General features: G+C 67.1%; 18 protein-coding genes. 6 read left to right on the forward strand and 12 right to left on the reverse strand.

All coding sequences use genetic code 11. The features are described 5' to 3' along the window. Positions 1–409 precede the first annotated feature (409 nt). The 8 genes from RSO01_RS18180 to RSO01_RS18215 form a co-directional block, all read right to left on the reverse strand. A complete protein-coding gene (locus tag RSO01_RS18180; RefSeq protein ID WP_147150561.1) occupies positions 410–649 on the reverse strand; it encodes a hypothetical protein in 240 nt (79 codons plus the stop codon). A 161-nt stretch (positions 650–810) separates the two neighbouring features. Beyond that, positions 811–2,223, reverse strand: coding sequence for a pyruvate kinase (gene pyk / locus RSO01_RS18185; RefSeq protein WP_147150562.1), 1,413 nt, complete (start codon positions 2,221–2,223; stop codon positions 811–813). 9 nt (positions 2,224–2,232) lie between these two features. After that, entirely contained in the window at positions 2,233–3,147 is a 915-nt protein-coding gene (gene ltnD, locus RSO01_RS18190) for an L-threonate dehydrogenase (protein ID WP_147150563.1), read from the reverse strand. Between the two features lie 5 nt (positions 3,148–3,152). After that, complete coding sequence (gene otnI, locus RSO01_RS18195; protein WP_147150564.1) at positions 3,153–3,938, reverse strand: 2-oxo-tetronate isomerase; 786 nt, start codon at positions 3,936–3,938, stop codon at positions 3,153–3,155. 15 nt (positions 3,939–3,953) lie between these two features. Then, positions 3,954–4,601 (reverse strand): 3-oxo-tetronate 4-phosphate decarboxylase, encoded by a 648-nt coding sequence (otnC, locus tag RSO01_RS18200; RefSeq protein ID WP_147150565.1) that lies wholly within the window; start codon positions 4,599–4,601, stop codon positions 3,954–3,956. After that, the gene (gene otnK, locus RSO01_RS18205; protein WP_147150566.1) at positions 4,598–5,854 is read right to left on the reverse strand and encodes a 3-oxo-tetronate kinase; all 1,257 of its coding nucleotides are present in this window, start codon (positions 5,852–5,854) and stop codon (positions 4,598–4,600) included. Before otnK ends, otnC begins: the two co-directional genes overlap by 4 nt. Before the next feature lie 9 nt (positions 5,855–5,863). Further along, on the reverse strand, positions 5,864–6,295 hold the full coding sequence (locus tag RSO01_RS18210; protein WP_218037376.1) for a GFA family protein: 432 nt from the start codon (positions 6,293–6,295) through the stop codon (positions 5,864–5,866). Between the two features lie 82 nt (positions 6,296–6,377). Further along, positions 6,378–7,655 carry a glycerate kinase type-2 family protein gene (locus RSO01_RS18215; RefSeq protein WP_147150567.1) on the reverse strand — a complete coding sequence of 426 codons (1,278 nt, stop codon included), beginning with the start codon at positions 7,653–7,655 and terminating at the stop codon, positions 6,378–6,380. A 29-nt stretch (positions 7,656–7,684) separates the two neighbouring features. Between RSO01_RS18215 and RSO01_RS18220 the strand changes: the two genes are divergently transcribed. Then, positions 7,685–8,452, forward strand: a complete 768-nt coding sequence (locus RSO01_RS18220) for an N-formylglutamate amidohydrolase (RefSeq protein ID WP_147150568.1) — start codon at positions 7,685–7,687, stop codon at positions 8,450–8,452. 109 nt (positions 8,453–8,561) lie between these two features. On the opposite strand, the gene RSO01_RS18225 is transcribed toward RSO01_RS18220, so the two are convergent. The 4 genes from RSO01_RS18225 to RSO01_RS18240 form a co-directional block, all read right to left on the reverse strand. After that, complete coding sequence (locus tag RSO01_RS18225) at positions 8,562–10,061, reverse strand: PepSY-associated TM helix domain-containing protein (RefSeq protein WP_147150569.1); 1,500 nt, start codon at positions 10,059–10,061, stop codon at positions 8,562–8,564. Positions 10,062–10,082: 21 nt separating this feature from the next. Then, complete coding sequence (locus tag RSO01_RS18230) at positions 10,083–12,548, reverse strand: TonB-dependent receptor (RefSeq protein ID WP_147150570.1); 2,466 nt, start codon at positions 12,546–12,548, stop codon at positions 10,083–10,085. Between the two features lie 118 nt (positions 12,549–12,666). After that, entirely contained in the window at positions 12,667–13,689 is a 1,023-nt protein-coding gene (locus RSO01_RS18235) for a FecR family protein (protein ID WP_170303158.1), read from the reverse strand. A 100-nt stretch (positions 13,690–13,789) separates the two neighbouring features. Then, positions 13,790–14,290, reverse strand: coding sequence for a sigma-70 family RNA polymerase sigma factor (locus RSO01_RS18240; protein WP_147150572.1), 501 nt, complete (start codon positions 14,288–14,290; stop codon positions 13,790–13,792). Between the two features lie 289 nt (positions 14,291–14,579). On the opposite strand from RSO01_RS18240, the gene RSO01_RS18245 reads away from it, so the two are divergent. The 5 genes from RSO01_RS18245 (at position 14,580) to RSO01_RS18265 (ending at position 20,820) form a co-directional block, all read left to right on the forward strand. Beyond that, the gene (locus tag RSO01_RS18245; protein WP_147150573.1) at positions 14,580–14,846 is read left to right on the forward strand and encodes a hypothetical protein; all 267 of its coding nucleotides are present in this window, start codon (positions 14,580–14,582) and stop codon (positions 14,844–14,846) included. A 66-nt stretch (positions 14,847–14,912) separates the two neighbouring features. Then, positions 14,913–16,178 (forward strand): TolC family protein, encoded by a 1,266-nt coding sequence (locus RSO01_RS18250; RefSeq protein ID WP_147150574.1) that lies wholly within the window; start codon positions 14,913–14,915, stop codon positions 16,176–16,178. Next, positions 16,175–17,143 carry a divalent metal ion exporter adaptor subunit IhpB gene (ihpB, locus tag RSO01_RS18255; RefSeq protein WP_147150575.1) on the forward strand — a complete coding sequence of 323 codons (969 nt, stop codon included), beginning with the start codon at positions 16,175–16,177 and terminating at the stop codon, positions 17,141–17,143. Before RSO01_RS18250 ends, ihpB begins: the two co-directional genes overlap by 4 nt. A gap of 135 nt (positions 17,144–17,278) precedes the next feature. Further along, positions 17,279–20,452, forward strand: a complete 3,174-nt coding sequence (locus tag RSO01_RS18260) for an efflux RND transporter permease subunit (RefSeq protein ID WP_147150576.1) — start codon at positions 17,279–17,281, stop codon at positions 20,450–20,452. Continuing rightward, positions 20,449–20,820 carry a hypothetical protein gene (locus RSO01_RS18265; protein ID WP_147150577.1) on the forward strand — a complete coding sequence of 124 codons (372 nt, stop codon included), beginning with the start codon at positions 20,449–20,451 and terminating at the stop codon, positions 20,818–20,820. Before RSO01_RS18260 ends, RSO01_RS18265 begins: the two co-directional genes overlap by 4 nt. Positions 20,821–20,829 lie beyond the last annotated feature (9 nt).

Here is a 20,829-nt window from a genome sequence, read left to right on the forward strand (position 1 = left end):
ACATTCACCGCACGCTTCATCAGTTCCTCTCCTCTTGAGAAACTGTCCGGGTTTTACCTGTCTCACTTTTGGGGTGCACTCCAAGCCTCGGCCGCCCTGACAAGCAGGTTGACCTGCCCGCGCAGCGCGTGCGGCCGGTGATGGTATCGGATGAACGATGCATAGAGCAGAGCTCGCCGCGAGGCAGGCGCGCGGCCAATATAACTTAGGTGCTTTATAGAGTCAACTACGGTTCTATTTTGGCGGGCCGTGGAGCGCCAGAGTTGATCGAGGTCGGACATCGGCGCCAGCACTGCCGGCAGTCTCGTCGACCCCGCGCCAGCTCGTCAAAACCCCTGTGCAGCGCCACTAGTCTAGTTTCTGTCTCGAAAGGGCTGCGACATGCACATTGTCGCCACAATCCGACGAGCTATCGGTTCAGCAGCGCGATTCCAATTCTTGCCTTAATCAGGTCGGCAGCGGCGGACGAGCGCCCGCTATCTACCGAGAACGTCGGAGGATCGTTGTAGTCCGAGGCCTTGGCGTGACTAATGGTGGTACTGGCGATGGCGATGAAGGTGAGAGCGATGGCTCCCATCACCAGGAAATCGATCCAGGTCAGGGCGTCCGGGCGGAAAGGACGGGCGGTGGTCCGCGACTTGCGTTTCACGATCGCCTCTGTGCGTTGCTGCTTCTGAAAATTTCTACGAGCGCAACTTCGCCTCCATCCCCGATCTTTTCAGGGTCACACTAGGGCGATTCCAAGGTGATCCGCCGTTCTTCGTATCGTTCGTTTCGTGTTGCTCAACGGCAACAGCGCCGGGCGGGCCTTCAGACGTAGGCGATACGCAGGATGTTGGTGGCGCCGGGCGTGCCGAACGGCACGCCGGCGGTGATCACCAGGCGCTCCCCGGCGGCAGCGATCTTGTGCTGGCGGGCGGCGCGTACGGCGCGCGCCACCATGTCGGCGAAGTTGTGCGCATCTTCGGTCTGGATGGGATGCACGCCCCAGGTCAGCGCCATGCGTCGCGCCGTATCGAGCACCGGCGTCAGGCAGAGGATGCGCACGTCGGGCCGCTCGCGCGCCGCGCGCAACGTCGTCGAACCCGTCGTGGTGTAGGTGACGATGGCGGCGGCCGAGAGCGTGTGCGCGCACTGGCGCGCGGCGGCGCTGATCGCGTCGGCGGTCGTCGCCTCGGGCTCGCGGCGGCTCGCATCCATCAGCTTGCGATAGAGCGGGTCGTGTTCGACGCTCTTCAGGATGCGGGCCATCATGGTGACCGCCTCGACCGGATAGTCGCCCGACGCGGACTCCGCCGACAGCATCACCGCATCGGTGCCGTCATAGACCGCGGTCGCCACGTCCGACGCCTCAGCGCGCGTCGGCGTCGGCGAATGGACCATCGAATCGAGCATCTGGGTGGCGACGATGGCGGGCCTGCCGGCAACGCGGCAGGCCGCCAGGATGCGCTTCTGCAATGGCGGCACGGCCTCGGGCGGCATCTCCACGCCGAGGTCGCCGCGCGCCACCATGATGCCGTCGCTCTGCTCGATGATCTCGTCGAGATGGTCGATGGCCAGCGGCTTCTCGAGCTTGGCCATGACGGCGGCGCGGCCGGCCACCAGCTTCTTCAGCTCGGCGATGTCGTTGGCGTGCTGCACGAAGGAGAGCGCCACCCAGTCGACGCCGAGCGACAGGCCGAAGGTGAGGTCGCGATGGTCCTTGGTCGTCATCGGCGACATCGGGATCACGAGGTTGGGCAGGTTGACGCCCTTGCGGTCGCTGATCTGGCCCGACACCTCGACCTCGGTATCGATGGTGGCCTCGTCGTGCGCCGTGATGCGCAGCCGCACCTTGCCGTCGTCGATCAGCAGGATGCCGTCGGGCTTGGCGGCGCGGAAGATCTCGGGATGGGGCAGGGGCACGCGCTTCGCCGTGCCCGGCGCCTCTTCCATGTCGAAGCGGATCTTCTGACCCTTCTTCAGGTCCATTGGCCCCTTGGCGAAGGTACCCAACCGCAGCTTGGGGCCCTGCAGGTCCATCAGGATGGCGATCGGGTGCTTGTATTCCTTCTCCATCGCCCGCAGCAGGTCGACGCGCTGGCGATGGTCGTCCTGCGTGCCGTGGCTGAAGTTGAGGCGAAACACGTCGGCGCCGGCCTCGAACAGCTCGCGCAGGCGCTCGCGGGTCGACGACGCGGGACCGAGGGTGGCGACGATCTTGGTGAAGCGGTCGCGATACATCCTGTAAGTCTACTTCTTGGGCGACGACACTTTGAAGTCGCCGGCCTGCTCGTAGACCTTCACGACCGCTGCGTCATCGAGCCGCCCCCAGCCCGCGCCGGCGGCAGCGAGGAAGAGCTGGTGCGCCGCCGCGGCCATCGGCAGCGGCAACCGGTGTTCGTGGCCGGTGTTCAGCACCAGCCCGAGATCCTTGACGAAGATCTCCACCGCCGACAACGGCGAGAAGTCGTCGTCCAGCATGTGCGGCACGCGGTTGCCGAACATCCACGAGTTGCCGGCGCTGGCCGAGATTACCTCGTAGACGGCGCGTGTATCGGCGCCGGCCTTGGCCGCGAGCGCCATCGCCTCGGCCGCCGTCGCAATGTGCACGCCGGCCAGAAGCTGGTTCACGGTCTTGACCAGCGAGCCGATGCCCGGCGCCTCGCCCAGGCGGAACACCTTGGCCGAGGTCGACGACAGGATCGATTCGGCCGAGGCGAACGCCTTGGCCGAACCCGAGGCCATGAAGGTGAGCTCGCCCGATTCGGCGCGCGCGCGGCCGCCCGACATCGGCGCGTCCAGAAGCTCGTGGCCCGACTTGGTGAGACGTTCACCCAACGACTTGGCGAAGCCTGCGGGCACGGTGGCGCATTGCATGACCAGGCCGCCCTGGCGCAGCTTGGCGACACTGCCGCCCTCGCCAAACAGGACAGTCTCGACCTGCTGGGCGTTGACCACCGCCACGATCAGCGCGTCGGCGCCGGCGGCGGCCTCGCCGGGGGTCGCCGCGATCGTGCCACCGGCGGCAGCGAAGGCCTCGCGCGCCGGCGCGCTGGGATCGACGCCGATCACCTTGTGGCCATGCTTCAGCAGGTTCTTCGCCATGCCGAGGCCCATCGAGCCCAGGCCGACGAAAGCGACGACGGGAGTGTTCTTGTCGGCCATGACCCTTATGCCTTGATGCCGTACTTCGCGGCCCAGCCGAGGCCCGCACCGGTCGTGGTCTTGGGCTTGTATTCCAGGCCGACATAGCCCTGGTAGCCCAGCCGATCGAGCACATCGAGGAGATAGAGGTGATTGGCCTCGCCGATGTCGGGCTCGTTGCGGTCGGGATTGCCCGCGATCTGCACGTGCGCGGTAATGGGGAACAGCCGCTCGGTGCGCCTGGTCAGGTCACCCTCGGTGACCTGGCAGTGATAGAGGTCGAGCTGCAGCTTGAGATGCGGCGCGCCGACCTCGCTCATGATCTGCTCGACCTGTGCGGTGGTGTTGGTGAAGTAGCCCGGAATGTCGCGATGGTTGATCGGCTCCAGCACCAGCGTGAGGCCGCTCTTGGCGGTACGATCGCAGGCCATCTTCAGGTTGGAGATGAAGGTCTTGTGCATCGCCTTCACATCGGCGCCGGGCGCGATCATGCCCGACATGACGTGCAGCGTGGTGCACTCCAGGACCTTGGCGTAATCCAAGGCCTTGTCGAGGGCGGCGGCAAAGTCGGCTTCGCGGCCGGGCAGGGCGGCGAAGCCGCGCTCGCCCTTGCTGGCGTCGCCGGCCGGCAGGTTGAACAACGCCTGCGTGAGCTTGTGCTTCTTGAGTTCGGCCGCGATGTCGGCGGCGGGCGCCTCGTAGGGAAACAGGATCTCCACCGCCTTGAAGCCGTGTGCGGCGGCGGCGCCGAAGCGCTGCAGGAACGGCACTTCCTGGTAGATCCACGAGAGATTGGCGGCGAGCTTGGGCATTGCTTGTTGTTCCGATCAGGAAGGAAAGGCTTCTTCGACTTCGTGCACCTGCGCCTCAGACAGCAGGCGTACCTTGAACCCCTGCAGCAGCAGGTGGAGCTTGGCGGTCTCCTCCAGCTCCTCGATCGAGGCCGAGGCGGCCGACAAGGAAGTCCCCGCCACCACCGGGCCGTGATTGGCCAGCAGGACGGCGCGATGGCCCTTGGCGTAGTCGCGGATGGCATCGGCCAGCTTGGGATCGCCCGGCTTGAAGTAGGGCACCAGCGGCAGCTTGCCGACGCGCATCACGAAGTAGGGCGTGATCGGCGGCAGGGTGGTTTCCTTGTTGTGATGGCACGACGGATCAAGACAGGAGATCGCCACCGCGTGCGTGCAATGCAGGTGCACGATGGCGCCGTCCTTGGGCCGCACGTCGTAGACCGAGCGGTGCAGCAGCGCCTCCTTGGTCGGCGGGTCGCCGCCCACGTGCTTGCCTGAAAGGTCGAGCTTGGAGAGCTGGCCGGGTAAAAGCTCGCCGAGCGAGGAATTGGTCGGCGTCATCAGCCAGCCATCGTCGATGCGCGCGCTGATGTTGCCCGATGTGCCGGGGCAGAGACCGCGCGCGGCGAGCTTGGCGCCCAGCGCGCAGATCGCCTCGCGAGTCTTGGTTTCCTTGGTGCTCATAGCCGCTGGAATGCCTTGGTGAAGAAGTCGGGCGCGCCGAAGTTGCCCGACTTGAGCGCGAGCAGCAGCGGCTTGGCGCCGACCGACGCCGTCCACGGCACGCCGGGATCGATCTCCGGCCCGATGCGCAGCGCCGTCACGTCGAGCGCACCGACCACGGCGCCCGAGGTCTCGCCGCCTGCCACGACCAGCCGGCCGACGCCGGCTGCGACCAGTCCCTTGGCGAGGCTGGCCATGGTCTTCTCGATCGCTTGGCTGGACTTCTCGACGCCGTACTTGGTCTGCAGCGCCTTCACCATCTCAGGGCTATCGCTGGCCGACAGCAGGATCGGCCCGTTGCCGATCTTGTCCTTGGCCCAGGCGAGGGCCGCATCGCCGACCGGCTCGCCGCGGCAGATGGCGTCGGTGTCGAGATGCAGATGCGGGCCCTTGAAGGCCGCGATCTGTCCCAGGGTCGCGGCCGAGCATGAGCCGGCCAGCACGGCCGAGGCGCCGGCAATCTTGGGCAAGGTGTCGGCATTGGCCTTGTGCGCCAGCAGGCCGCGGCGGCGATAGGCGGCGGGCAGGCCGAGCGCCACGCCCGAGCCGCCGGTGACCAGAAGGTCGTCGCCGACCGCTTCGCCGATGATGCCGAGATCGGTGTCGGCCACCGCATCGACGACGACATGGCGCACGCCGTCGGCCGCGAGCTTGTCGAGCGCGGCACGCAGGGCGGCGGAGCCCGCCTGGACCTGCTTCAGCGGCACCAGCCCGACCTTGTGCTTCGTTTGGCGCGCCAGCACCAGCACCAGATTGGAATCCGTCATTGGATTCAGCGGGTGATGGCGCATGTGTGAGTCGGACAACAGGATGTCGCCCACGAACAGATGGCCGAAGAAAATGGTGCGGCCGTTCTCCGGGAAGGCCGGATTGTAGATCGCCTGCTTGGCGTTCAGCGCATCGAGCAGCGCGTCGCCGACGGGGCCGATATTGCCGGCGTCGGTCGAATCGAAGGTCGAGCAGTACTTGAAGAAGAAGCGCTTGCACCCTGCCGCCTGCAGCGCATCGAGCGCGGCCAGCGACTGGGCAATGGCATCCTTGGCCGCGATCGAGCGCGTCTTCAGCGCCACCACGACGGCGTCGACGTCATCGGGAATCGCGCCTTTTGCCGGCACACCGATGGTCTGGATGGTGCGCATGCCGTTCTTGACCAGCATGCCCGCGATGTCGGTGGCGCCGGTGAAGTCGTCGGCAATCACTCCGAGAATGGCCATGGCGGGACCCTAGGCGATCACTGTCGTCTTCATCCAGAACTTTCGCCGCCGGGCCCGCCGGCGCGCCTCGTCCTCGCCGTCATAGACGTGCAGGGGCGGGGCGGGATCGAAAGTGTCGCGGATGTCGAGCGAGTTGACGTTGACGATGCCGAGCTGGCCGCTTTCTTGGCCATTGTCGTCGGGCATGACGGCACCGACGTAGGTGCCGCACTTGGCGCACAGCAGATAGTCGGTGATGCCGAGCCCGAAGCGATAGCGGCTGAGGCTGCCGGGCTCGGCGCGGAACTCGACCGAGCCCGCGGGATCGCCCGAGGTGCGCGCACCGTGGCGGCGGCAGAACGAGCAGGCGCAGCGGCCGACGCGCATCGCCTCGGGCGCCTTGTCCGTCGTGTAGGCGATCTTGATCGCGCCGCAGTGGCAGGAGCCTGGATAGGTAGTCATGTGTGCCTCATGGGAGCGCGGACCTCCGGTCCGCTCATGATCATGATGCGGGCCAGAGGCCCGCGCTCCCAACAAAGATTGCTCATGGCGCGATCAATGTTGCCCTGAAATCGTTGACGTTGGTCTTGGTCGGACCTGTGACAATGCTGTCACCCAGCATCTCGAAGAAGCTGTGCCCGTCATTGTCGTCCAGCATCGCCTTCGGGTCACGGCCCATGGCGTGGGCGCGGGCAAGCGAATCGGGCGTGAACAGGCCGCCTGCGATGTCCTCGGCGCCGTCGACACCGTCGGTGTCGGCGGCCAGCCCCCAGATGCCCGGGGCGCCGTTGGCTTCGATCGCCTCGCCCAGAAGATACTCGACGTTGCGGCCGCCACGGCCTTTGCCGCGCACCGTGACCGTCGTTTCGCCGCCGGACAGGATCACCGTCGGCTTGCTGGCGCGCCTGGCGTGCTCGATCGCCTTCTGCGCATGCTCGGCGCCCAGCTCTCTCGCTTCGCCTTCGAGATTGTCGCCCAGCACGATCACTTCGACGCCGCGCTTGCGGGCAACGGCGGCGGCCGCGTCGAGCGAGCGCTGCGGTGTGGCCACGACGATGGTCTCGACGTGCGCCATGCGCGGATCGCCGGGCTTGGGCGTCTCCTCGATGCCGCCCGCTGCGCCCTTCTCGAGATGGGCGCGCACGGCCGCCGGTGCATCGATGCGGTACTTGGAGAGCACCGCCAGCGCGTCGGCGAAGGTCGTGCGGTCGGGCACGGTCGGCCCCGAGCCGATGACGCCGGGGTCATCGTTGGGCACGTCGGAGATCAGCCAGCTCAGCACGCGCGCCGGCTGGGCGGCGATGGCGAGCCGGCCGCCCTTGATGGCCGAGAGGTGCTTTCGCACCGTGTTCATCTCGACGATGTTGGCGCCCGATTTCAGCAGCGCGCGGTTGACCTCCTGCTTGTCGGCCAAGGTCAGGCCGGGCGCTGGCAGGGCCAGCAGGGCCGAGGCGCCGCCCGAGATCAGGCAGAGCACGAGATCGTCCGGCGTATGGCCCTTGACCCGCTCGAGGATGCGGCCGGCCGCGGCGCGGCCCTTCTCGTCGGGCACCGGGTGTGCGGCCTCGACGATCTCGATCCGGCGGCAGGCCTCGCCGTAGCCGTAGCGCGTCACCACCAGGCCTTCGAGCGCATGCGGCCACTGGTCCTCGACCGCCTTGGCCATGGCGGCACTCGCCTTGCCGGCGCCGATGACGATCGTGCGGCCTTTCGGCGGCTGCAGCTTCTCGATGTAGGGGGCAAGGCAGGTCGCGGGGCGTGCGGCGGCAAGCGCTGCATCGAACAGGTCGCGCAACAGCGCACGGGCTTCAGCATCTTTCATTTGCGCGATCTTCGCACTATAGGGGCGCGATGCAACAACTGCTCGTTCCCGGCGATCCGCCGCCGTTTTCCGTCCACAACGAGCAGGGCAGGGCACCATTGCTGCTGCTGTGCGACCACGCCAGCAAGGCCGTTCCCAAGGCGCTGGGCGATCTCGGGATCACCGAGGCCGAGCTGTCGCGCCACATCGGCTGGGACATCGGCGGTCTCGATTCCGCGATTGCCCTGGCCGAGGCGCTGGACGCGCCCCTGGTCGCCTCGGGCTATTCGCGCCTGGTGATCGACTGCAACCGCTGGCCGGGCGGCGAGGGCTCGACGCCCGAGGTCAGCGACGGCACCCTCGTGCCGGCGAACAAGGGACTGACGAAAGAGCAGATCGATGCGCGGGCCGAGGCCTGCTTCTGGCCCTATCACCGCGAGGTCGATCGCCATCTCGACCGCATGACCGCGAATGGCGCCGAGGTGGCCTTGCTGGTGATGCATTCCTTCACGCCGCAGATGAGCGGCTTCAAGCGTCCCTGGCATGTCGGCGTGCTGTGGAACGACGATGCGCGCCTGCCGGAGCCGCTGCTGGCCGAGCTGCGCCGCGATCCCGAGCTGGTGGTCGGTGACAACGAGCCTTATTCGGCGCGCGCCTCCTACGAATACACGCTCAACGCCCATGCGCGGACCCGCAAGCTGCCGCACTGCTCGCTGGAAGTGCGCCAGGACCTGATCGCCACGCGCGCTACGGCGCGCGTCTGGGGCCGCAGGCTGGCGCCTGCGATAGGCGCCGCAGTAGCCAAGGCATTGTCCTGAACTGCCATCATGTTGCTGTTTACCACAGTCATTGAAAACTTACTAGAGTAATTTTATTTGTTTTTTGCGCGCCATAGGGGGCCAAAACCGCAAAAAAGTGACAGCACTGCTAGCAGCGGATCCGCAAGCGGATTGCCGTGAGCGTCGCGGCGGCAGCGCTGGCCAGGAGCAGCAAATCCATGCCGGCAACTGCCCAGAGATGGCGGTGGGCGAGGCTGTGCAGCAAATGATCGCCGGTCGTCAGCCAATTCAACAGGACTGCAGTCACCGCAAAGGCGGCCATGGGCCAGCATTGCTCCATCCAGGCCCGGCGCGGCCGCCACCAGGCATGGCCGAAGGCCGCCAGCCACACGAGATAGAAGGTCCAGATCTCGAGCGCGGCGCGGTCGTATCCGGCGAACGTGGTGTCGGATGGCAGGAGCCGGTTGACGGCGAAGAAGGAAAGCGTGGCGATCACGATGCCGCTGACCGAACCGATGGCCAGGCCCTCGACGATGGGCACGCCCGCAAGGCCGAGTTCGGCATGCCGCTTGCGCCGCCGCTCCAGCCAGAAGAGGTAGCCGGTCGCGATCAAGACGCAGCCCGACAGCCCGAGGGCGAAGTAGAGCCAGCGCAGTGTCCAGTGCCGAAAGTGGATGAGGTGCAGTCCGGCAATGAAGTGCTGCGCCGATGCGACAGGGAGCGGCGCGCGATGGGTCAGCAGCTTTCCCGTCGCGGAGTCGAAAAAGATTTCGCCGGGTGGGAAGGAAACGACATCGTCGTTCGACCGGCGCATCTGGACGTAGCCTGCGGCATCTCCCGGATGCCAGACGATCACGAGGTGCGCGGCTGCTCCTCCCCAGAGGCGCTTTGCCTCCTCGGCCATGGCGCCGAGTGAGCCGACCGCGCCTGGTTGCCCCGATCGCGGCTGGCGCACGATTCCGGATGTCTCCTCCCTGAAGCGCGTCCGCCAGTTGTCGCCGTAGGCGATCTGGAAGACGACCGAAAAGTAGATCGAATAGAAGATGATCAGACCGGACAGCGTGATGGCGACATGAAAGGGCAGCGCCAGCACGCCCGTCACGTTGTGCAGATCGAGGAGCGCCCGCCGCGGCCGGTTTCGGGCCCGGAACGTGAAGAAGTCGGCGAAGATCTTGCGGTGGATGATCACGCCCGAGACGCAGAGCGCCAGCATCGCCATGGTGGCGAAGGCCACGATCCAGGCGCCCAGCCGTCCGATCCGTATCTGGAGCATGTAGTGGAAGGGATAGATGAAGCGAGTGGCGGCCCACGTCCCGGGATCCGGCAGCACGGCGCCGGTCGAAGGATCGAGCAGAAGCGAAGTGTCCTGCCAGGTGACGCGAATCACCGGTTCGCGTTCCGTCGCGGGGACGACAGCCCAGGCACGCGCCTTGGCCACCGTCGCCGTCTCCAGGTACGGCCGGAACGCATCCAGTGGGATCGGCGCGTCGGGCAGCGCCAGCCGTGTCGCAGGCATCATCCAGCGGTCGATCTCGCGATCGAAGACCGACAGCGTTCCCATCCAGAAGATCGCGAACAGCAGCCCGCCCAGAACGACACCGGCCCAGGTATGCAGCCAGTTCATCGAGGCGCGAAAGGTCGGCTCCACTTCAGCGCCGGCGATAGAGGTCTAGAAGTTCGCCGTCAGCGAGACGCGGAACGTGCGCGGCGCTCCCAGGGTCAGAGTCGTCGTGCCGTTCCCGCCCGCCCAGTAGTCCGCATCCAGCAGATTCTCGACATTGAAGCGCGCAATCAGAAGCTGGCCCTTGGCGCCGGGATTGTCGAAGGCATATCGGACACCGACGTCGAAACGCGTCCAGTCGGCCAGGCTGCGGCGCGGCCAGGTCGTGTCGATGTATTGCGAGCTCGTGTAGATGACGCGGCCGTTCAGGGTCAGGCCGGGCACGAAGGGCAGGTCCCATTCGCCGGCGAGGTTGAGATTGACGGCGGGGGCGAACGGCGCGATCCAGCCGTCGGTCAGCCCGCCCTGGGTCTTGGTCAGCACGCCGCTCAGCAGCATCATGCCGCCCAACAGTCGCACGCCCTGCAGCGGCTCGCCGAAGACATTGAACTCGAGGCCCTGGTTGCGCTGCTCGCCGCCGAGAAACTGCGTGTTGGCCGTGACGTTGGTGAGGATGCTGGGCTGGGAGATCTGGAAGGCGCTGAACGTCGTGGTGAACTTGCCCCAGTCGGCCTTGATGCCTGCTTCGTACTGGTTCGATTTGTACGGCGGAAAGATTTCGCCGGCGTTCGCGAACTGCGAGCCCACGATCGAGCCTTCCTGCAGCCCCTGGATCCAGTTGCCGTAGATCGTGACGTTCTCCACAGGCTTGAACACCAGCGCCACGGAAGGGCTGAGAGCGCCCTGGTCGTAGTTCGACGTCCTGACGCCCGTGGTCCTGTTGAAGTTCGCGGTGGTGACCTGTTGGAGCCGAGCGCCGACGGTCAGTTGAATGCGCTTGTCGGCGGCGGAAAGAGTGTCGGCTACACCCAGGGTCCAGAACGTGGCGGTGCTCACCTTGGCCGCCGCCGGCGTCGCCATGTTGAGAGGCGCAATGACGTTCGGGCTGTAGATGTTCGTCGACACGGCAGGAAGGCTGGCGAGGCCGTTGCCGATCGTCCGCTCGTATGTCGTGGCAATGACGGAGAGCTCGTGCCCGATCGGGCCGGTGTCGACCAGGCCGCGCACGCCGGCCTGGCCCGCAAGGATCGTGTTGTAGGCGCTGAAGTTCAGCGGCGTCGACGTCGCGTTGCCGTTCACGTCGGCGACTGTGATCGCGGTACCGGCATTCAGCTGTTGGTCGCGATAGTCATGGGCGCCGAACGAGGCGTAGGCCGTTACACGCTCCGTCAGATCGATCTCGGCGCGAAAGACCCCGAACAGGTCCTTGTCCGAGTGGTAACCCCAAGGCTGTCCCTGGTTTTTCCGCGCATCGGGCGCCCATGGCATGGGCACGTTGTCGGCCACGCCGAGGTACGGGATCATGCCGCCGATGTACTGGCTCTGATAGCCGAGATCGGCGGCGAGCCGCACGTGCTCGCCGCGAAAATCCAACCCGAGGACGGCCAGCGCCCTTTGGTCGGAATTCCATTCGACGTCCGTCTGGCCGGCCTTGAAGGCGCCGTTGAAGCGCACGCCGAACTGCTTGTCGTTGCCGAACCGACGGGCGACATCGGCATGGCCGCCGAACTGCGCGCCCGACACATAGCTCGCCGTCAGCTGGGTGAGATCGGTGTCTGGCGCCCGCTTGGGCACCACATTGACGGTGCCGCCGATGGAGTTCTGCGGCGGCATGCCGTTCAGCATGGCGCTGGGGCCCTTCAGGACCTCGATGCGTTCGGCGAGCTCCGCCATGATCGTGGCGCTCGGCAGCATTCCGTAGAGGCCGCCATAGGTCGTGCTGGCGTTCTGGACCATGAAGCCGCGAATGAACATCGTGTCGGCGCCGGTGCTGGCGTCGGGGACGAAGAAGCGGACGGAGGGATCGTCGACCAGTACGTCCCTGACCGTCTTCGCCTGCTGGTCCTGCGCCTTCTGCGCGGTGTAGTTCGTCTGGTTGAACGGCGTGTTCATGACGTCGCGGTTGCCGAGCAAGCCGAGCTGGCCGCCCGTCGCCACTTGGCCGCCGGCATAAGGCGGCGGCAGGTTGTCGATCATCGCCTGCGCTGGCACCGGGTAGCCCTGCACCCGCACCGGATCGAGCTGCAGGGCGTCGGACGGCGAGGTCCTGGCATTCTCCACCACCACCATCGTGCCGCTCAGCCGGTAGGCCAGTCCGGTGCCGGACAAGAGAGCGGCAAGCGCTTGGTCGGGCGTCATGCGGCCGCGCACGCCCGCGGTCCGGACGTTGCCGACGACGCCGGTCTCGGCGGAAACTTGTAGGCCGGACTGTCGCGCAAACTCGATCAGGCCGTCGGCCAGCGACTGGCCGGCGATGTTGAAATCCCGGACTCCGGCCTGGGCAAGGGCAGGCGGGTAGGGCTGGGCCCATGCGGCCTGCAGCGACGAGGCGCCGAGCAGGGCTGCCGCCAGCAGCGTTCGCGCACGGTTGGTCGTTCGACGGCGCGACGCGCCGGCGCTTGTCTCTCCGGACATTCGAATCCCCAAATTTTCGCACGGCCTGCGAGACGGCGCTGATGCGGCGGCGCGCACGTCCACGCTTTTCAATAGGTACTGACGGATGAGGCTTGCGATTTTCCGACAAAAAGTCGTATCAGCGCGCCGTCACCAGCAGCATCCAAGGCGAAACTTGGCGCACGACCGCATCGTGGGCGGAGGCGAGATTGCGCAAGGTGGCGTCGGGGTCGCGCAGGTCGTAGACGCCGTTCACCAGCCGACGCGCGAACGCATCATCGCTGACGATGATCACGCCACCATAGTAGTCGCGCAGCCGGTCGACGATCTCGGCGATCGGCCGGTTGCGGGCCACGAACTGGCCGCCTATCCAGTCGCCGATGTCTCCGGGCGCCCGTGTGCCACGTTCGGCGGTGCCGCGTGTCTTGACGCGTATCCAGTCGCCGGCCTGCAAGTTCGCCGATTGCTGCGCCTTCTCATCGTCGACCCGCACCAGGCCATGTCGGACGGCGACGGCGGCGCCGTCGTCCTGCATCGCCACCTCGAACGCGGTTCCGAGGACGGTCGCGACAACGTCGTTGGCCGATACGCGGAAGGGCCGGCGCGCATCGGGCGTGACGTCGAAGAAAGCCTCGCCCTGGAGCAGCCGCACGCGCCGCTCATTCTGCGAAAAGTCGACGCCGATCGCGCTGCGCGGCGCCAGGCGGACCTGGCTGCCGTCCTCCAGGTTGAGCGTGCGCAGCTCCGCGGTGGCCGTCACCGCGTCGGCCTGCAAGCGAAGAAGTGCCGCCGGCGCCGCCACGATCGCCAGGCATGCCGCCACAGCAAGGGTGGCGGCGGCGAGCAGGCGGCGCCCGCGGCGGGGACGAGGGGCGGGGGTGATCGCTGCCGCTGCCTCGCGTCGCGTGGCCGGTGCTCGCCATTCGGCTTCGTACAGAGCCGGGCTGCCGCCCATCATGCGATAGGTGCGGCAGGTCCGCTCCCAGACCTCCTTGTGCAAGGCGCTTGCGGCGCACCACGCCTCGATGCGTGCCTTGAGAGCCGGGTCATCGGGCCGCTCGGACAGGAGCACGAACAGCATCGACGCTTCCTTGCCGGCGCGCCGGCGTTCGGCATCGCCGCCGTTGTCGGGCGCACGATCTGAAGGAGTGGGTGTCGTCATGCCTATGCCTAGCGGGCCGTCCATCGCGGCGGTGAATGCCGTCCTTATTGAATTGACGCGCCAGTAGGATGTTTTTCCGACAGCCGCAACACACGATCGCCTAGATGCGGGTCTGGCAATATTCAATGCCTTCCGCGACCAGAGCCTGCGCCGTCGATATCGAAATGCCGAGATGCTGGGCAATCTCCCTCAGCTTGAAGCCGCCCAGGCGGTGCATCTCCAGGGCGATGCGCGTGCGCGATGGCAGCTCGTCGATGGCTTTCAGGAGATTGCGGAATTCCTGGCGCGCCGCTGCGGCGGCTTCAGGCGAGGGCAGGGCCTCGGCGACTTTGGCGGCAAGCTCGTCGGCGCCGGCCACCTCGTGGCGCCCCTCGAAGGTGAGATGGCGCTGCAAGTCGAGAGCGAGGTTGCGGACGATGCGATAGAGGTAGGCGACCGGCTCGTCGAGGAGGTTCGCCGCCGACGCCGTCCGCAAGCGCAGAAACGCCTCCTGCACCACATCTTCGGCGCGGCCGGGATCCCTGACGATCCGGTTCGCGTAGGTCAGCAGCGCGCGGCGATGAGAAACGTAGAGTTCGAAACAATCATCGTCCTGCTTCAAGGCGCGCCCCTTCCTGATCGCCTGGGCGGCGGCAAGTTAATTCAAATGAGAATCGTTCGCAACTGATTCCGTTGGACGCTCCTGCAAACAGGTGCGCCCGATCTGGAAGGGCAACGACTGGTGTATGTGATAACGACACGTGCGACGATTGCTCCGTCGCACTCTGTTGACGCGGACCCTTCGCGTCGCGTTCACTGCGCGCGTGAGGTCCCGCATTTCCTTCGACGGCGTCGGTGCGCGCGTTTCAGCCCTGTTCAGGGTTTTCTGCGCTCTCGTCGTTGCGACGGTCATGACATTCCACGTCTGCGGTGCGGCCTCGGCGCGCGATATCGGGCCGTCTCCCATCGTCCTTGAAGTGTCCGACGCTTCTCATCAAGCCGGCGACACCGATGTGACGGCCGAGAAGTGCCATATCTGTACGGTGGTCTCGCTTCCCGCCATCCTGGCAGGCGGCGCTGCACTCGCGGTAGCGCAAGTCGTGCCGCCGGGCATCTCGCCTGATCTCATCTCGTTTTCGCCGTCGGCGACCTCTCCACCGCCCAAAACCCTGACCTAGTCGTTCTTGTCGTGGCCGTGCCGCCTTGTGCGGGACGGCCTGTCGAACTCCGTCAGGGTCGTTTCAATGACATTTCGTGCCGTGTGGGCGCTGTGCGCGACGTGCGTCGTCGCGTGGTCGCCGGCCGTCGTCGCGCAGGGCCAGAAGGCGGGGCCGTTGACCTTGCCGCAGGCCCTGCAGCGGGCCGCCAACGCCAATCCGCGCATCGCCGCCGCCGATCGCACCATCGGCATGGCCGACGGGCGGCGCGAGCAGGCGAATGCGCTGCCCAACCCGACGCTTGGCGTCGAGATCGACAATTTCGCCTCGGGCCAGAGCGGCGTCGTCCAGGGGGCGGAGACGACGCTGCAGCTCAGCCAGCTCATCGAGCTCGGCGGCAAGCGCGACGCGCGCGTGCAGGCGGCCCTGGGCGACTACGACGCCGCACGTTGGGAGCGCGAGGCGGCGCGGCTGGAACTTCTGTCCGAGACGACGATCGCCTTCGTCGAGGCGCTGTCGGTGCAGCGCCGCATCCAGCTTCTGGACCGCCAGGCGGCGGCGCTGGAGAAGCTGGTGCCGCAGATGCAGCGTCGCGTCGAGGCCGGCGCTTCCTCGCCGGCCGAGGCCTCGCGCACCCAGGCGGCGGTGGGCTTGGCGCGGCTCGAGCGGGAGCGCGCGCGCACGGCGCTGGCCGTCGCCCGCCGCGAGTTGGCGGCTCTGATGGGCATGGACCGGCCGGATTTCGCCGCGGTATCCGGTGACTTCGGCCGCATATCGCGGCCCGCGCCGTTCGACGCCGCCGTCAAGGCGATCGAGGATAATCCGCAGCTCATGCGCTGGACGGCGGTGCGCGCGCGGCGCGACGCCGAACTCCTGTCGGCGCGCCTGAAGGCCGTGCCCGACGTCACGGCGAGCGTGGCGTGGCGCTACTACGGCCAGACCTCGGACAATGCCCTGCGGCTTGGCGCCTCGATGCCGATCCCGGTGCTCGATCGCAATCGCGGCGGCATCCGCGAGGCCCAGGAGGCGGCGCAGAGGACCGAGGCCGAACGCGCGCAGAACCGGCTCACGCTGATTGCCGTCGTCGGCAAGGCGCACGACAGCGCCAATGGCGCTTTGCAGCAGGTCGAGTTGCTGCGCCGGACCGTGCTGCCGGCCGCACGGTCGGCGCTTGCGACCATCGAAACGGGCTACGGGCAGGGCCGTTTCACCTTGCTGGAAATCCTCGACGCCTATCGCACCGTCGCCGATGCCGAGCTGATGGAGCACGACGCGCTGGCGAGCTTCCATACCGCCGTCGCCACCATCGAAGGGCTCATCGGCAGCCCGGTAACCTTGGCGAGGGCGCGATGATGAAGGTCCTGAAAATCGTTGTCGTCGCGCTGGTCTGCGCCGCCGCCGTCGGCGCTGCGGCCTACTACGTGCTCGATCCCAGGTTCGGCACGACGGCCAGAGCCGTCGGCGCCAAGGGCCATGGGCACGACGAGAAGGGCCACGGTCACGACGAAGGCGTGAAGCTGAGCGAAGCCCAGATCGCCGCGGCCGGCATCGAGCTGCTGGCCGCCGGCCAGCGTGACCTGCACGAGACGCTCCGCCTCAACGGCATGATCCAGCCCAACCAGGAAACGCTGGTGAAGGTGACGTCGCGCTTTCCGGGGGTCGTGCGGAGCATGCGCAAGCGGCTGGGCGACAAAGTGAAGAAGGACGAAGTGCTGGCCACGGTCGAGAGCAACCAGAGCCTCACGACCTACGAGCTGAAGGCGGCGATCGACGGCACGGTGATCGACCGCGACGGCACCTTGGGCGAGTTCGCCTCCGAGCAGCGGCCGCTCTTCACCATCGCCGACCTTTCAACCATGTGGATCGACCTCGCCGTCTACCGCCGCGACTTCGCGCGTGTCCGTGTGGGCGACAGCGTGGCGATCGACGTCGAGGATGGCGGGCCGACGATCGCGGCTCGCATCGACTACGTCTCGCCGCTCGGCGCCAGCGACACGCAATCCTCGATCGTCCGCGCTGTCGTGCCCAACGACGGCCGGCTGCGGCCCGGCCTGTTCGTCGACGGCCGCGTGCTCTTGTCGGCGCGGCCAGTCGAGGTCGCCGTCAAGTCGAGCGCGATCCAGACGCTGGAGGGCAAGACGGTCGTGTTCGTGCGCGAGGGCGACAGCTTCGCCGCGCGCGAGGTCGAGCTCGGCCAGCGCGATGCCGACTGGGTCGAGGTCAGGTTCGGCATCCTGCCGGGCGACGTCTATGCCGCGAGGAACAGCTTCGTGATCAAGGCCGAGATCGGCAAGGCCGGAGCGTCCCATGAGCATTGAGCCAGCCCGTCATCCCGACCGGAGCCGAGCGGAGCGAGGCGCAGTGGAGGGACCTATTTTGTTGATGCGTCGACAAGAACAGGTCCCTCGACTGCGCCGCCCTTTGGGCGGCTCCGCTCGGGATGACGCTTAGCCATGATCGACCGCATCCTCGCCTTCTCGATCCACAATCGCTGGCTGGTCATCGTCGCCGCCATTGCGGTCGCCGCGCTGGGCGCCTGGAACTTCACGCGCCTGCCGATCGACGCGGTGCCCGACATCACCAACGTCCAGGTGCAGATCAACACCGTGGCGCCGGGCTACTCGCCGCTCGAGGTCGAGCAGCGCATCACCTTTCCGATGGAAACGGCGATGGGCGGCCTGCCCAGGCTCGACTACACGCGCTCGCTGTCGCGCTACGGCCTCAGCCAGGTGACCGTGGTGTTCAAGGACGGCACCGACATCTATTTCGCCCGCCAGCTCGTCAACGAGCGCATCCAGCAGACCAAGGACCAGTTGCCGCCGGGCCTGCACACCTCGATGGGTCCGGTCTCGACCGGCCTGGGCGAGATCTACATGTACGCCGTCGAGGCCAAGCCCGGCGCCAAGACGCCGTCGGGTGAGCCCTACAGCACGACCGAGCTGCGCACGATCCAGGACTGGATCATCAAGCCGCAGCTTCGCACCGTGCCCGGCATCGTCGAGGTCAACACGATCGGCGGCTACGAGCGGCAGTTCCACGTGCTACCTGAGCCGGCGCGGCTGATCGCCTACAAGCTCACCTTCCGCGACGTCATGGCGGCGCTGGTGTCGCACAACGCCAATGTCGGCGCGGGCTATGTCGAGCGCAACGGCGAGCAGTACCTGGTGCGCACGCCTGGGCAGGTCGGCAATGTCGGCGAGATCCGCGACATCGTCGTCGGCTCGCGCGGTGGGCTCCCGATACGCATCGGCGACGTCGCCGAGGTGAAGGAGGGCACGGCGCTGCGTACGGGCGCCGCCACTCTCGACGGCAAGGAAGCCGTGATCGGCACGACCATGCTGCTGATCGGCGACAACAGCCGGACGGCGGCGCAGCGTGTGGCGGCCCGGCTCGAGGAGATCGCGCCGTCATTGCCCGACGGCGTCGTGGCACGGGCGATCTACGACCGCACGCGGCTGGTCGATGCCACCATCCGGACGGTCGAGAAGAACCTAGTCGAAGGCGCGATCCTGGTCGTCGTCGTGCTGTTCCTGGTGCTGGGCAACTTCCGTGCCGCCTTCGTCACCGCCTGCGTCATCCCACTGTCGATGCTGTTCACCATCACCGGCATGGTCGAGAGCCGGATCAGCGCCAACCTCATGAGCCTCGGCGCCATCGACTTCGGCATCATCGTCGACGGCGCCGTGATCGTGGTCGAGAACTGCCTGCGCCTGCTCGCCGAGGAGCAGCATCGTCGTGGTCGCGTGCTGACGCGCAGCGAGCGCTTCGCCACGATCCTGGGCGGCGCGCAGGAGGTCATCCGGCCGAGCCTGTTCGGCACCTTGATCATCGGCGTCGTCTACCTGCCGATCCTCACCCTGACCGGCGTCGAAGGAAAGATGTTCACGCCGATGGCGCTGACCGTGCTGCTGGCGCTGACCGGTGCGGCGATCGCCTCGATGACGCTGGTGCCGGCTGCCGTCGCACTGCTGGTGACGGGCCGCGTCGCGGAGAAGGAGAACCTGTTCATGCGGGGCGCGGCGCGCGTTTATGCGCCAGTGCTCGAGCAGGCGATCCATCTGCGCCTGGTCGTGGTCGGGCTGGCCGCCTTGCTGATCGTCGTGAGCGGCGTTGCCGCCTCGCGCATGGGCGGCGAGTTCATTCCCTCGCTCGACGAGGGCGACATCGCCATGCACGCCATGCGCATCCCCGGCACCAGCCTCAGCCAGTCGGTGCAGATGCAGGAGGCGCTGGAGAAGGCGTTGCTGGAATTCCCCGAGGTCAAGGAGGTCGTGGCAAAGATCGGCACGGCCGAGGTCGCGACCGATCCCATGCCGCCCAACGTCGCCGACAACTTCATCATGCTGAAGCCCCGGGCCGAATGGCCCGATCCGAAGCGGCCCAAGGCCGACCTGGTGGCTGCCCTCGAGAAACGCGCGGCCGAAGTGCCCGGCAACAACTACGAGTTCACCCAGCCCATCCAGATGCGCTTCAACGAGCTGGTCTCGGGTGTGCGCAGCGACCTCGGCGTAAAGATCTTCGGCGACGATCTCGACACGTTGCTGTCGGTCGCGGCAAAGGTACAGTCGATGGTGCAGGCCGTGCCCGGTGCCGCCGACGTGCGCACCGAGCAGGTGAGCGGCCTGCCCATGCTGACGGTCAAGCCCGATCGCCCCAGCCTGGCACGCTACGGCATCAGCCTGGCCGACCTGCAGGAAGCGGTCGAGATCGCGGTCGGCGGCAAGGAGGCCGGCCTGCTGTTCGAAGGCGACCGCCGTTTCGACATCGTCGTGCGCCTCCCCGAGCATTTACGAATTGATATCGATGCGCTGCGGTCGTTGCCGATTCCCGTGCCGGCGACCGCCGCGCCGCGCGGCATCGTGCAGACGGGCATCGGCACGGCGGCGCCCTACGTGCCGCTGTCCGCGGTGGCCGAGATCGCGACGGCGCCCGGTCCCAACCAGATCAGCCGTGAGAACGGCAAGCGGCGCGTCGTGGTCACGGCCAACGTGCGCGACCGCGACCTCGGCTCGTTCGTGGCCGAGGTGCAGCGCGAGGTCGCCGCCAAGGTGAAGTTGCCGGCCGGCTACTGGATCGGCTGGGGCGGCCAGTTCGAGCAGCTGGTCGCCGCTTCGCAGCGATTGGCGATCGTCGTGCCGGTCGCGCTGCTACTGATCTTCGTGCTGCTGTGCGTGAGCCTGGGCTCGGTCGGCGATGCCGCCTTGGTGTTCAGCGGCGTGCCCCTGGCGCTGACCGGCGGGGTGGCGGCGCTGGCGTTGCGCGACATTCCGCTGTCGATCAGCGCCGGCGTCGGCTTCATCGCGCTGAGCGGCGTGGCCGTGCTGAACGGCCTGGTGATCATCTCGTTCATCCAGCGCCTGCGCGCCGAGGGCCGGCCTGTCGGCGTGGCCGTGCGCGAAGGCGCCATGAAGCGCTTGCGGCCGGTGCTGATGACGGCATTGGTCGCCTCGCTGGGCTTCGTGCCCATGGCGGTCGCCACCGGTGCCGGCGCCGAGGTGCAGCGCCCGCTCGCCACTGTTGTCATCGGCGGCATCGTCTCGTCGACGATCCTCACGCTGCTCGTCCTGCCGGCGCTCTACGCGCTGTTCCATCGCGACAGACCCAATCAACAAGGAGAGAGTACATGAAGAAGTTGCTGATGATCGCCGTCCTGGCACTGTGGGCCGGCGTGGCGAGCGCGCAGCACAGCCACGGCTCCTTGAAAGGACCGAACGGCGGGGCGATGCAGGATGTCGCCGGCGTCCATGCCGAACTGCTCGTCGCGGCCAACGTGGTGACGATCAACATCTTCGACGAGAGCAACAAGCCCGCATCGGCGAAAGGATTTTCTGGTTCGGTCCTGATCGTATCCGGCGGCAGCCGCGAGACGGTCCAGCTCACGGTATCGGGCGACAGTTCCCTGAAAGGCGAGGCGAAGGCCGCGGTGCCCGCGGGCGCGGCCGTTACGCTGGTCCTCAAGAACGCGGCCGGGAAGTCCGGGCAGGTCAAATTCTGAGGAAGGGGA

It is taken from the genome of Reyranella soli, assembly GCF_007992495.1.
GTDB classification, from domain to species: Bacteria; Pseudomonadota; Alphaproteobacteria; order Reyranellales; family Reyranellaceae; genus Reyranella; species Reyranella soli.